A 13,185-nucleotide genomic window follows, 5' to 3' on the forward strand; every position below is an offset into this window, starting at 1 on the left:
CGATCAGCCGCTGATCAGGTTTTCGAGTTTCTTCACGGCAGTATCGGCGTTTTCGCCGTAGGAGATGGTCCCGACGAAGCGGCCTTCCTCATCGAGAAGGAAGACCGAGGCCGTATGGTCCATCGTGTAGTCGCCGGTCGGATCCTTCTCGTTGAGAGGCACCTTCTTGAAGTAGACCTTGAAGCCCTTCGCCATTTCGATGACCTTTTCCGGCGGGCCGGAGATCCCGATGATGCGGTCGGTCACATTCGATATGTACTGCCCGAGCATTTCGGGCGGGTCGCGCTCCGGGTCGACCGTCACGAAATAGCCGGCGAGCTTGGTACCGTCGGGGTCGACCTGGTGCATCCAGCCGTTGAGTTCATAGAGCGTGGTCGGGCATACCTCCGGGCAGTGGGTGAAGCCGAAGAAGAGAGCGGTCGGCTTCTTACGGAAGGCTTCTTCGGTGATTGGCTGTCCATCCTGGGACACGAGCTGGAACGGCACGCCAAAGGGACCTTCGGCAATCTGCTCCTTGCTTCGTGTCACCTCGAATGTCAGCCATGCGAGGACGCCGCCAAGCAAGATCACGGCGGCCCAGAGGATGATGCGCAGCGTTTTCATGTCTTTCTCTCTTCATGCCATCTGCGGCAAAGCCCACCCTCGATAGGCGAAAGGCCTCGCGCTCGCAAATCAATAGCGGATCGCGTCACCGTGCGCGCTGATTTGTCTCAAACAGGGAGAGGTTCAGAGACAACCGGAAAGGCCGTTCTCGCTGAGGGTTATCAACATATCCGACCCGTAACGCATCCAGCCGTAAAACGCCCCGCCACTGACCGCGACACCAACCAGTATGATGAGCGCGACGAGAGGCAGACGATGCGATGCGGGCAAAACCATGTCCATACGGCGATCTTACTCAAAATCTATCTGCGCTGGAAGGGCCTGAAGGCCGCACGGTTTTAGCAGAAGCTTAACAATTGACGGGCATGCTTGCGGCGCGAAGGTGGATTCCAACAGCGTCCCGCGGCTACTCGAACCGGACGCAGGTGAGCCATGCCGACATGATGTCATCGAGGTCATTCTCGAGCTCCGCATCGATATCCAGATAATCCATGGCAGCCTGAATGGCAGCGTCCGCGGCATAAGTCGCGAGCCCATTGGCAGGTGGGAGAAAAGAATGAGCAACGCCATCAAACAATCGGGAGCCTATCTCGAAATCGTCTCCTTCCATCTTGGAGATCAGGAATTCTGCATCGACATCATGGCGATCCGCGAAATCCGCGGCTGGGCGCCGGTTACGCCGATGCCTCATACGCCCCCTTATGTGCTGGGCCTCATCAACCTGCGCGGCGCCGTCATTCCCGTGATCGACATGGCCTGCCGCCTCGGCATGAAGATGACCGAGCCGTCCGAACGTTCCGCCATCATCGTGACCGATATCGCGGGCAAGCTGGTAGGTCTTCTCGTCGAGCAGGTCTCGGACATGATGACCATCCGCTCCGAAGACCTGCAGCCGGCACCGGAAATCATTCCGGAAGCCCAGCGCGCCTTCTGCCGCGGCATCGTTGCCCTGGAGAAGACGATGGTCTGCTTCCTCAACCTCGACACAGTGATCGCCGACGAACTGACTCGCGAAGCTGCCTGAACCAGCGGCGTCATCTCCGCGTCATAAAGACCCGGAGATGACGATTTCGTTATCCGCACGTGACGTGCTTGCCAGATTACTCCTGGAACGATCTCGGCCTCCCAGTGTTGCCCTAGTGTCCCAACGGACAGCGAATTGTTCGGCTAAGCCAAGGCTGGTCGATCGGAAATCCAATAGGGAGAATACACCATGAAAAACGCCGTAACACTCGCTCTCGCCGCAGCCCTTTCCACCGCGTCGCTCGGCGGAATCGCATTTGCTCAGACCACCACCGGCTCCACAAGCGCAACGACCATGAGCGATGACGTTCGCATCGTCCGCATCGACGAGAACTCCGACAGCGACGACGCCAATAATCCCATTCCTGAGATGTTCCGCAACCCGACAGCAGACATGACGGCAGATGCCAAGGCTCAGGTTCAGGCAGACGCTGAGATCATGGCGGAACTGCAGGAAAACAGCATCGACCTGGACAATGTGCTGGCGATCGACACCGCAGCCAACGGCGGCAAGATCGTCTACGTGAAGTAAGCCGCCTCGTATAAAGACGAAGCACGAAAGAGCCCGCCGACGCGGGCTCTTTCCACGTTCTGGCCTGAGGTTGACTTTGCGGATATTGCGATGCCTCTATGGTCGGGGCATGGATGCACCAGTATGCGATAGCATCCTGCCAGGAGGATCGATGAGCCAGGCCCAATCGAATGTGATCGTCGTGGGCGCCGGCCTGGCGGGGCTGGTGGCGGCGACAGAACTGGCGGATGCCGGCCGCTCCGTCACAATTGTCGACCAGGAGCCTGAGCAGAGTCTCGGAGGCCAGGCCTTCTGGTCGCTGGGCGGTCTCTTTCTCGTCGATTCTCCCGAACAGCGACGCATGGGCATTCGTGACAGTTACGAGCTCGCGCGGGAGGACTGGTTCGGATCCGCCGCTTTCGACCGTCCCGAAGACTACTGGCCCCGTGCTTGGGCCGAAGCCTATCTCGCCTTTGCCGCAGGCGAGAAGCGGGAGTGGTTGCGGGCCTTGGGCCACCGCCTCTTTCCCGTCGTCGGCTGGGCGGAGCGCGGGGGTTGGTCGGCTACCTCCCACGGCAATTCCGTGCCGCGCTTTCACATCACCTGGGGAACAGGGCCCGGCGTCGTCGAACCCTTCGAGAAGCGTGTTCGCGAGGCAGAGAAGAATGGCAGGATACGCTTCCTATGGCGGCATCGGGTCGACCGACTGATCCTGACCGACGGCGCAGTGACGGGCATCGCCGGGACGATCCTCGAACCCAGCAAGGCACCGCGTGGAGCAGAAAGTTCTCGAACAGCTGTGGGCGATTTCGACCTTCCCGCACAGGCCGTGATCGTCGCGTCCGGCGGGATCGGCGGCGACCAAGACCTCGTGCGCAGGAACTGGCCTGCCCGCCTCGGTCCGGCGCCGAAATTCATGGTATCCGGCGTGCCGAAGCATGTCGACGGGCGCATGCTGGCGATAACGGAGTCGGCCGGCGGGCGCATCATCAACCGCGACCGCATGTGGCACTACACAGAAGGCCTGCGCAACTGGAACCCTGTCTGGCAGAACCACGGTATCCGCATCCTGCCCGGCCCCTCCTCCATATGGCTTGACGCCACAGGCGAGCGGCTGCCGGCACCCTTTTTCCCCGGCTACGATACGCTGGGGACACTGCAGCACATTCTCTCCACGGGCTACGACTACTCCTGGTTCATCCTGAACCAGTCGATCATCCGCAAAGAGTTTGCCCTCTCAGGTTCAGAACAGAATCCCGATCTGACTGGCCGCGACTGGGGGCTGACAGCCCGCCGCGCCGTCGGCCGTCGTGCGACGGGGCCGGTCGAGGCGTTCAAGGAGAAAGGCGAGGATTTCGTCGTTGCGAACAGTCTCGGCGAACTGGTGCACGGCATGAACCGCGTCGCCGGCAATGATCTGCTCAAGCTGGATGGGATAGAGCGGCAGATCGTGGCGCGCGACCTTCAGGTGACCAATCCCTACGGGAAGGACTTGCAGGTGATCGGCATCCACAACGCCCGGCGGTCAATAGGCGACAAGCTGATACGCACGGCACGGCCGCATCGAATCCTCGATCCCGCTCATGGCCCGCTCATCGCCGTGAAGCTCAACATCCTGACCCGCAAGACGCTGGGCGGGCTCGAAACGGACCTTTCGGCACGCGTTCTCGGCAATGACGGACAGCCGGTGCCAGGCCTCTATGCGGTGGGCGAAGCGGCGGGCTTCGGCGGCGGAGGCATGCATGGCTACCGCGCGCTCGAAGGCACCTTCCTCGGCGGCTGTCTGTTTTCAGGCCGCGTCGCAGGACGCGCCGCGGCCGCAGCAATCGCGTGAGCGACTAGGGTTTTCCCTGGGTCCAGTTCACTTCCTGTCCGTAAAGCGGCACGGTGGAGATCGCCATCTTGGCCGAGCCTTCGATAACCTGCCGCGAATGCGCGAGGTAGACCAGGGTATCGTTCGTCTTGTCGTAGATGCGCTTGACCAGCAGGTCCTTCCAGATCAGCGAACGGCCCTGGCGGAAGACCTCTTCTCCTCCGCGCGAAAGGTCGATATCGCCGATCTCGATCGGCCCGGTCTGGCGGCAGGCGATCGAGCTGTTGGAGGGATCCTCGAACCAGTTGCCCTGCTTTAGCCGGTCGATGATCGAGCGGTCGAAATAGGTGACATGGCAGGTAACGCCCTTCACTTCCGGATCAGCGACTGCCTCGACGATGATGTCGTTGCCGATCCAGTCGACACCGACCTTGCCGACCACTTCGGCAGAGGCGGCTGCCGCAAACATACCAGCGGCGAGTGCCGCAGCAGAGACAAGCAAGGCAGTTCGTTTCATCATCTGGCACTCCGGTAAACCATTCGTGATCACAGATAAGCGTAACGGCGCAGGTTACAAGCGGAAGCGGCCGATCTACTTCAGCCGGCAGGTGCAGGGCGCATAACCACCGTCAAAGAGGCGGCCGACCTTCATGCCGATCAATGCCGGAATATCGCGGATGTGGGACACACCCAGCGAGTTTCCGATTGCGATCGCCGCACGTGCGCAGACATGTGCATCCTCGGCGGCATTGTGGTGCGCGAACTTCAACCCGAGATGAGCCGCCAGCACGTTGAGCCGGTGGGAGCCGAGATGCGGCCAGACCTTCTGGGACATCTTCACGCTACAGACATAGGAGAGTTCCGGATAGCCGCGGCGATAGAGATCGAGGCAGGCGCGCCAGACACTGAAATCGAAGGCCGCATTGTGCGCAATCATCGTCGCGCCGCGGAAATCCTCCTCGAACTCTTCCATCACCTCCGGAAACTCCGGCGCGTCTTCGACATGCTCCGGGCGGATGCCGTGGATGGCGATGTTGAAAGAGGAAAAGCGCATATCCTGCGGGCGGATCAGCCGCTCCTCGACGCGAACGACCTCGCCATCCTCGATCCAGGCGAGCCCGACGGAGCAGGCACTGCCGCGCGTTTCGTTGGCGGTTTCAAAGTCGATCGCGATGGTTTTCAAGGTCAGCCCTAATCCTGCTGCCCAAGCCTTAGCGCAAGCGACCCTGATTCGGCAAAAAGCGACATCACCCGCCGATCAGCGCGAGCCACTCATCCTCGTCCATGACCTCCACACCGAGCTCCCTCGCCTTGTCGAGCTTGGAACCGGCGCCCGGCCCTGCGACGACGTAATCGGTCTTCTTGGAAACCGAGCCGGCCACCTTGGCACCGAGGCTTTCAGCGCGCGCCTTGGCTTCGTCTCGCGTGAACTTCTCTAGACTGCCGGTGAAGACCACCGTCTTGCCGGCGACGGGACTGTCCGCGGCGGAAACCTGTTCGGCAGCCTGAGGCGTAACCTCCTGCAGCAGCCGTCCGATCACGTCGCGATTACGCGGCTCCTTGAAGAACTCGACCATCGCCCGCGCCACCACTTCGCCAATGCCCTCGATATTGTTCAGGTTCTCCCAGGCCTCCCCCGTCAGATCGGCCGCCTCCTGCATCGCTTCGGAAAAAGCGTCATAGGTCCCGTAGGAGCGCGCCAGCAGCTTTGCGGTCGTCTCCCCCACATGGCGGATACCGAGTGCGTAAATGAAGCGGTGGACCGCAATGGATCGCCGCTCATCGATGGCGTCGAAGAGCTTGCGGACGCTCACCCTTCCGAAGCCCTCGATGTTCTCGAGCTTCGTGAGTGGCGACGCCTCCTGTCGCCTCCTCAATGTGAAAATATCCGGAGCGGTCTTGATCGAAAGCGCCGGATCGTCCGCCTCGAAGAAGAAGTCGATCTGCTTGGAGCCCAACCCCTCGATGTCGAAGGCATTGCGTGACACGAAGTGCTTCAGATGCTCGGTGGCCTGTGCGCGGCAGACGAAGCCACCGGTGCAACGCGTTACGGAATCCAGCTTGCCGGTCTTTTCGTTCTTCTCCCGCACCGCGTGGCTGCCGCAGACCGGGCATTTCTTAGGAAACTCGTAAGGAACGGCATCCGCCGGCCGCTTTTCCATCACGACGTCGAGGACCTGTGGGATGACGTCCCCTGCCCGCTGCACGATCACGGTATCGCCGATGCGGATGTCATGCTCGTCCTCGCGGATGCGCTCACCGGAATTGCCGATGCCCTTGATGTAGTCCTCGTTGTGCAGCGTGGCATTTGTGACGACGACGCCGCCGACGGTCACGGGGGTCAGGCGCGCGACCGGCGTCAGCGCTCCGGTACGTCCGACCTGGATGTCGATCCGTTCCACCCGGGTGAACGACTGCTCAGCCGGGAATTTGTGCGCGGTCGCCCAGCGTGGGCTACGCGAGCGGAAGCCGAGCCGCTGCTGCAGGTCGAGCCGGTCTACCTTGTAGACGACGCCGTCGATCTCGTAATCGAGGTCGGGCCGCTTCAGCCCGATTTCCGTGTAGTGGGCGATGATCTCCTCGACCGAATTCAGCCGCTTCATCAGCGGATTGACGGGGAACCCCCATTCCCGGAACTTCTCCACCATTCCCATTTGGGTGTCGGCCGGCATGTCGGAAATCTCGCCCCAGGCATAGGCGAAGAAGCGAAGGTTGCGGCTCGCGGTCACTTTCGCATCGAGCTGGCGCAGCGACCCGGCAGCGGTGTTCCGTGGATTGACGTATGTCTGTTTGCCCTCAGCCGCCATCCTCTCGTTGAGCGCTAGGAAGTCGCTCTTCGTCATATACACTTCGCCGCGCACTTCCACGACGGACGGCACGCTGTCCGGGAGCTGGTTCGGGATTTCCTTGATCGTCAAGATGTTGGCGGTGACGTTTTCCCCTGTCGTGCCGTCGCCACGGGTGGCGGCATTGGCGAGCCAGCCGTTCTCATAGCGGATCGACATGGACAGCCCGTCAATCTTCGGTTCTGCAGTGAAGGCGATCGAACCGTCCGGGAGCTTGCCGAGGAAGCGGTAGACGGAGTTGATGAAGTCGCGCACGTCGTCGTCGGAAAACGTGTTGTCAAGCGACAGCATGGGCCGGGAATGGGTGATGGGCGCGAAGGTCGGGAGCGGCGCGGCACCGACCCGCAGCGACGGGCTGTCGGCCCGACGAAGCTGGGGAAACCGCTTCTCGATCGCATCATTGCGCCGCTTCAGCGCGTCATATTCCGCGTCCGAGATCTCCGGTGCATCATGACTGTGATAGAGTTCGTCGTGGCGCACGAGCTCAGACGCGAGGAAGGCCAGTTCGGCTGCCGCCTGCTCTTCGGTTAGCGTGTCAACGGATGGTCGCGCGTCAGCCATGAAAAGTCACTCCGGAGATGGAGTCGCTTTTTTAGTGCAAATCGGCAGGATGGGAAGAGATGCGTTCAGCTCGCGCCGGCGATCAGCTTCCTGGCCGCCGCCCGCGCTTCGTCGGTCACCGAAGCACCGGCGAGCATGCGGGCGATCTCCTCGGTCCGGTGCTCCGGCGCCATGGTAGCGACGCGCGTGGCGATCTTCTCCGAGCCCTCGCCCGCGGGGCCCTTGGAGATGAGAAGATGCGTGGCCGCACGGGCTGCCACCTGAGGCGCATGGGTGACAGAGAGCACCTGCACTGTCGCCGACAGCCGCTTCAGCCGCTGGCCGATCGCATCTGCGACTGCACCGCCCACTCCGGTATCGATCTCGTCGAAGACCAGCGTTGGGGCCGAGCCTCGATCTGCCAGCGCCACCTTCAGCGCCAGGAGGAAGCGGGAAAGTTCGCCGCCCGAGGCGACCTTCATGATCGGACCCGGACGCGTACCCGGATTGGTCTGGACGTGAAATTCGATGGTGTCGATGCCCTCCGCGGTCGCTGCCTGCGGATCGGCCGTCATCTCGACCATGAAACGGGCCCGTTCCAACTTGAGGGCGGGAAGTTCTTCCATCACCGCTTTCGCCAGCGTCTGGGCGCCCTGCCGGCGCTTCTCCGACAGCGTCAGCGCCGCGGCATCGAAGGCAGCCTTCGCGGCGGCGACCTGCTTTTCCAGCTGACCGAGCTTCTCTTCGCCGGCATCGAGATCGGCAAGATCGGCAACCATCTTCTCTGCAAGTGCTGGCAGGTCCGCGACGGCAACGGAATACTTTCGCCCCGCAGCCCTCAGCGCAAACAGTCGATCCTCGACGCGCTCCAGTTCCCGGGGATCGAACTCCGTCTTCCTGAGCGCCGCCTCGACCTCCATCTGGGCGTTGGAGAGGCTGTTCAGGGCAGCATCCAGCAGTTCGACTGTTTCCTCCAGCAGGCCCGGCGCTTCGTGGCTCTTGCGCTCCAGCCGCCGCACCATGGAAGCGATCAAGGGCACGGGCGAGGCATTTCCGTTGAGGAACTCGGAGGCTTCCGAGATGTCGCCGGCGATTCGCTCGGCCTTCTGCATCTGCGAGCGCTGCTCCGCAAGCTCCTCTTCCTCGCCATCCCGGGGACTTAGGACTTCGAGCTCCTCGACGGATGCACGGATATAGTCCGCCTCCCGCGCCGCCGCCTCGACCTTGGCACGATGCGCCTTGAAGGCGCGCTCGGCCTCCTTCCAGGTGCGATAGAGCCCCCCGACCTGCTTCACCTCATCGGCCAGGCCGGAGAAAGCATCGAGCAAGTCGCGATGGGTGTTGGTGTCGGTCAGCGCCCGGTCGTCGTGCTGGCCATGGATCTCGACCAGCAGCTGGCCGATCTGCCGCATCAGCTGGACACTGACCGGCTGGTCGTTGATCGACGCGCGGGTCCGTCCATCGGCGTTCTGGATGCGCCGGAAGATGAGGTCGCCGTCGTCATCGATGCCGCTGTCGCGGAGAAGCTGTCGAACCGGATGCTGCCCGGGCACGTCGAAGACGGCCGTTACCTGCCCCTTGTCCTCGCCGTGCCGGACGAGCCCGCCATCGCCGCGCCCGCCGAGAGCCAGCGACAGGCTGTCGAGCAGGATCGACTTGCCTGCGCCGGTTTCGCCCGTCAGCACGGAGAGGCCGGATTCGAAGGCAAGATCCAGCCGCTCGATCAGAACGATATCGCGGATCGAAAGCTGGACGAGCACGATCAGGCCCCGATGAGCTTTGCCCCTGCGCGAGAAATCCAGGAGCCACGGTTTTCACGCGGTTCCAGACCGCCCGTCTGCAGCAGCTTGTAGGAATCGGCATACCACTGGCTGTCGGGATAGTTTCGGCCGAGCACCGCCGCCGCCGTCTGCGCCTCCTCCACGATCCCCATCGCATAATAGGACTCGACGAGGCGGGCGAGAGCTTCCTCGATCTGGTTCGTCGTGGGATAGCGCTCAACCACGGTGCGGAAACGCTGGATTCCCGCCAGATATTCCTTCCGCTCCAGGTAATAGCGGCCGACCTGCATCTCCTTGCCCGCGAGTTGGTCTCGCGCAAAGCGGATCTTGGCCTGCGCATCCTCGACGTATTCGGAATCGGGATAGTCGTTGACGACCTTGGACATAGCGTCGATGGTCTGCGCGGCGGCGCGCTGATCCTGCGTCACGTCGGCAATCTGCTTGGAATAGGAAAGGCCAACCAGATACTGGACGTAGGCCGAATCTTCGGTGTTCGGATACTGCTTCAGGTAACGGTTCCCGGTTGTGATCGCATCTTCGTTGCGTCCGAGCCGGTACTTGGCAAACGTGCTCATCACGAGCGCCTTGCGGCCCCAGTCCGTGAACGGATGCTGGCGGTCGATGGAGTCGAACTTGCGGCTTGCTTCTGCGATGTTTCCGGCCTTCATGTTGGCCAGGCCCTGGTTGTAGAGAACTTCAGGTGGATCGGTCTCGACGCCCAGCTTGGTGATGTCGATATCCTTGTCGGACTGGCACGCGCTCACCGCGACGCCGGCGCAGGCCAGAGCCATGGACACGAAGGCTATCCTCGCCGTTCTCTTCATTCCAACAGACCTCGCATAAGTCATTCGACAGTTCCCGATCGTCCCGCGCAATGGCGCCCCTGCGCCAACTGGCCTTCTAGCCTTACAAGCAGGCGCCGGGCAACGCAATGCGGGCGCATTAACGCAATTTTGTGGCAAGGTTCCCTGCCCGGAAGGACGAAGGACGGGCGCGAAAACCACAAGTCAGGTCAAAAAGAAAGGCCGCTCACAAGGAGCGGCCAGTTGGACTGGAAGATTGGATCAAGCAAACCAAGCGGCGACTTCCGGTTCCTTAACCGGCACGAACTCGACGGCGCGAACGCGGGTACTGCGAACCGGTGCCTCGACGATCTCATAGGCTGTCGGGTCGCTGAGCAGAGCCTTCAGGGCGTTGGCGTTCATCTTGTGGCCGCCACGATAGGAACGGTAGCAACCGATGAACTGCGCGCCCGCCAGTGCAAGATCGCCGACGGCATCGAGCGTCTTGTGGCGCACGAACTCATCACCCTCGTAGCGAAGTCCCTCGACATTGACGATCGTGTCGTCGTCCGAGATCACCACGGAATTCTCCAGCGAGGAACCGAGAGCGTAACCGGCAGCCCACAGTCGCTCGACATCGCGCATGAACCCGAAGGTACGGGCGCGGGAAAGCTCTTCCTTGAAGGAGGCGGCCGTCAGGTCGCCCTTCCAGCTCTGCCGTCCGATCAGCGGCGTGGAGAAGTCGATCTCGACTTCGAAACGCGTGCCGTCGTAAGGGCGGAACTCCGACCAGGATGCGCCTGAATCGATCCGTACCGGCTTCACCACCCTGATGTAGCGACGCTTCGCGCCGAGATTGACGATACCGGCCTGCTCCAGTGCCTCGATGAACGGATAGGAACTGCCGTCCATGATCGGCATCTCACCCGCATCCACCTCGACCACGACATTGTCGATCGACAACGCATAAAGGGCAGCCATCACATGCTCGATGGTCGCAATCCATCTCGCCGGCGAACCGCCAAGCACGGTGCAGAGATCGGTCGGCCCGACATGCGAGGAGACGGCGCGATAGTCCACCGAACTGCCATCGTCGAGACTGCGGCTGAACAGGATGCCAGTGCCCGCCTCCGCAGGCTGGAAGGTGATGGTGACCGGAGCGCCCGAATGCACGCCAATACCCGTCATGGTGACGGGGGCTGCGATGGTCGTCTGGAACCCGAGGAGTCCGATTGTCATTCGTCTTGCTTTCTCATGCGTTGGTCCTGATCCTCGATCAAGACCTTGGCAGCAGGCGTGACCGCTATCCGCGAGTCGCCTGCCTTCTTGCTGCTTTTCTACGCAGAGTGCTGGAACATTCCAAATCACTGTTCATTTCGGATTGTTACGCTCCCAAGCGTCGGAAATTACGGAGCTTTTCCGCACAGGCCCACGACAACGAACGAAGGCCCGAAACACCGTTCCGGGCCTTCAATCGAACTGATGCCGCAGCGTCAGTTGTGCTGGCGGCGCAGGAAGGCCGGGATCTCCAGCTGGTCGTCCTCATGATGCATGCCGGCCTGAGGGACGGCACGTCCATGGTCGTCCAGCTGACCGCGACGCGGTGCGTAGAGATTGGCCTCTGCCGACAGCGGACGGCGCTGCTGCGGAGCCGCACTCGGTGCCGGCGGGGTCATGTCAGCCGCGACCTGCTCGTCATCTTCACGACGGCCGAGCGAATTCGTGATCCGCTTCAGGAGGCCCATCGGACCGCGCTCTTCCTGCACGTGCTGTGCCGGATGGGCGCGATGGTCCATCTCTGCCTTGACGACCGGCGGGAAGTCTTCGACCTTCGGCATGCGGACCGGCTCGGGAGCCCTTGCCGGCGCGACCTGCTCATGGTGCAACTGAGGCGCCATGCGGGGTGTGGGCTGGGCAGCGATCGGTGCGGGCTGTGCCTGCATTACCGGGGCGGCCGGGGCCCGAAGAACGGGAGCTTCTCCCGGCGCTGCGGCGAAGATGCGGCTCTGCGGACGGAACTCCGGCTCTGCCGGAGCAGCAACGGGCTGCTGTGCGACCGGCTGCGGAGCGGCGTGGCGCGGCATGTCAACGATGGCCAGTTCGCGTTCCATCTCGGCTTCTGCCTGGCGGATGGTCTCGGCGATCGGATCGACAGCCTTCGGTGCCAGGGCGATCGGAGCCGGCTGCGGTGCAGCAGCGACCGGGGCGGACGGGGCGATCGCGGCCGACGGACGGATCACCGGGCGTGCGGCAGCGGCGGCCGGCCGGGTATCGGGGAAGCGGCCGTCCATCTGTGCCGTGGCACGATCGATGCCGGTTGCCACGACCGATACGCGGATGAGACCTTCCAAGGCCTCGTCGAAGGTTGCGCCGAGGATGATGTTGGCGTCCGGATCGACTTCCTCGCGGATGCGGGTTGCCGCTTCGTCGACTTCGAAGAGGGTAAGGTCGCGACCACCGGTGATGGAGATCAGCAGGCCCTGCGCGCCCTTCATCGAGGTCTCGTCGAGGAGCGGATTGGCGATCGCCGCTTCGGCGGCCTGCATGGCGCGGCCGGGGCCGGAAGCCTCGCCGGTACCCATCATCGCACGGCCCATCTCACGCATGACCGAGCGGACGTCGGCGAAATCGAGGTTGATGAGGCCTTCCTTGACCATCAGGTCGGTGATGCAGGCGACGCCCGAATAGAGCACCTGGTCGGCCATCGCGAAGGCATCGGCGAAGGTGGTCTTGTCGTTGGCAATGCGGAAGAGGTTCTGGTTGGGGATGACGATCAGTGTGTCGACCGACTTCTGCAGCTCCTGGATGCCGGATTCGGCAAGCCGCATGCGGCGCTGGCCCTCAAAGTGGAACGGCTTGGTGACGACGCCGACGGTGAGGATGCCCTTGTTGCGGGCAGCCTGCGCCACGACCGGAGCCGCACCCGTTCCCGTCCCGCCGCCCATGCCGGCCGTGACGAAGCACATGTGGGTGCCGTTCAGGTGGTCGACGATCTCGTCCAGGCATTCTTCGGCGGCGGCGCGACCAACTTCCGGCTGGGAACCTGCACCCAGACCTTCCGTGACCTGGACACCCATCTGGATGATCCGGTCGGCCTTCGTCATCGTCAGCGCCTGCGCGTCGGTATTGGCGACAACGAAATCGACGCCTTCCAACCCGGCGGTGATCATGTTGTTGACGGCATTGCCGCCGCCACCGCCAACTCCGAAGACGGTGATGCGGGGCTTCAGTTCAGTGATGTCCGGCTTCTGCAGCTTGATAGTCATGGGTACCGTTCCTTCTAACT

11 protein-coding genes are annotated in these 13,185 nt (G+C 62.5%); 3 read left to right on the forward strand and 8 right to left on the reverse strand.

Annotation, left to right across the window (positions count from 1 at the left end):
- Window positions 1-3: 3 nt before the first annotated feature.
- Entirely contained in the window at window positions 4-603 is a 600-nt protein-coding gene (locus FN060_RS10035) for an SCO family protein (RefSeq protein WP_142587911.1), read from the reverse strand.
- 556 nt (window positions 604-1,159) lie between these two features.
- Between FN060_RS10035 and FN060_RS10040 the strand changes: the two genes are divergently transcribed.
- The 3 genes from FN060_RS10040 to FN060_RS10050 all read left to right on the forward strand — a co-directional run bounded on the left by FN060_RS10040 (window position 1,160) and on the right by FN060_RS10050 (window position 3,971).
- The gene (locus FN060_RS10040) at window positions 1,160-1,627 is read left to right on the forward strand and encodes a chemotaxis protein CheW (RefSeq protein WP_052638696.1); all 468 of its coding nucleotides are present in this window, start codon (window positions 1,160-1,162) and stop codon (window positions 1,625-1,627) included.
- Between the two features lie 189 nt (window positions 1,628-1,816).
- Window positions 1,817-2,158: a hypothetical protein gene (locus tag FN060_RS10045; RefSeq protein ID WP_142587912.1), complete on the forward strand. Its 342-nt coding sequence runs from the start codon at window positions 1,817-1,819 to the stop codon at window positions 2,156-2,158.
- Window positions 2,159-2,309: 151 nt separating this feature from the next.
- Window positions 2,310-3,971: an FAD-binding dehydrogenase gene (locus FN060_RS10050; protein ID WP_142587913.1), complete on the forward strand. Its 1,662-nt coding sequence runs from the start codon at window positions 2,310-2,312 to the stop codon at window positions 3,969-3,971.
- A gap of 4 nt (window positions 3,972-3,975) precedes the next feature.
- On the opposite strand, the gene FN060_RS10055 is transcribed toward FN060_RS10050, so the two are convergent.
- The 7 genes from FN060_RS10055 to ftsZ form a co-directional block, all read right to left on the reverse strand.
- Window positions 3,976-4,467, reverse strand: a complete 492-nt coding sequence (locus FN060_RS10055; RefSeq protein ID WP_077546896.1) for a CreA family protein — start codon at window positions 4,465-4,467, stop codon at window positions 3,976-3,978.
- A 75-nt stretch (window positions 4,468-4,542) separates the two neighbouring features.
- Window positions 4,543-5,133, reverse strand: a complete 591-nt coding sequence (locus FN060_RS10060; RefSeq protein WP_142587914.1) for a 3'-5' exonuclease — start codon at window positions 5,131-5,133, stop codon at window positions 4,543-4,545.
- Window positions 5,134-5,197: 64 nt separating this feature from the next.
- Window positions 5,198-7,357, reverse strand: a complete 2,160-nt coding sequence (gene ligA, locus FN060_RS10065) for an NAD-dependent DNA ligase LigA (protein WP_142587915.1) — start codon at window positions 7,355-7,357, stop codon at window positions 5,198-5,200.
- Window positions 7,358-7,422: 65 nt separating this feature from the next.
- Window positions 7,423-9,096 (reverse strand): DNA repair protein RecN, encoded by a 1,674-nt coding sequence (gene recN / locus FN060_RS10070; protein WP_142587916.1) that lies wholly within the window; start codon window positions 9,094-9,096, stop codon window positions 7,423-7,425.
- Between the two features lie 2 nt (window positions 9,097-9,098).
- A complete protein-coding gene (locus tag FN060_RS10075; protein ID WP_183949651.1) occupies window positions 9,099-9,965 on the reverse strand; it encodes an outer membrane protein assembly factor BamD in 867 nt (288 codons plus the stop codon).
- 216 nt (window positions 9,966-10,181) lie between these two features.
- Window positions 10,182-11,138 carry a UDP-3-O-acyl-N-acetylglucosamine deacetylase gene (gene lpxC, locus FN060_RS10080; RefSeq protein WP_142587918.1) on the reverse strand — a complete coding sequence of 319 codons (957 nt, stop codon included), beginning with the start codon at window positions 11,136-11,138 and terminating at the stop codon, window positions 10,182-10,184.
- A gap of 254 nt (window positions 11,139-11,392) precedes the next feature.
- Complete coding sequence (gene ftsZ / locus FN060_RS10085; protein ID WP_142587919.1) at window positions 11,393-13,165, reverse strand: cell division protein FtsZ; 1,773 nt, start codon at window positions 13,163-13,165, stop codon at window positions 11,393-11,395.
- Between the last annotated feature and the right edge of the window lie 20 nt (window positions 13,166-13,185).

The organism is Pseudorhizobium halotolerans (assembly GCF_902153235.2).
Taxonomy (GTDB): Bacteria; Pseudomonadota; Alphaproteobacteria; order Rhizobiales; family Rhizobiaceae; genus Neorhizobium; species Neorhizobium flavum.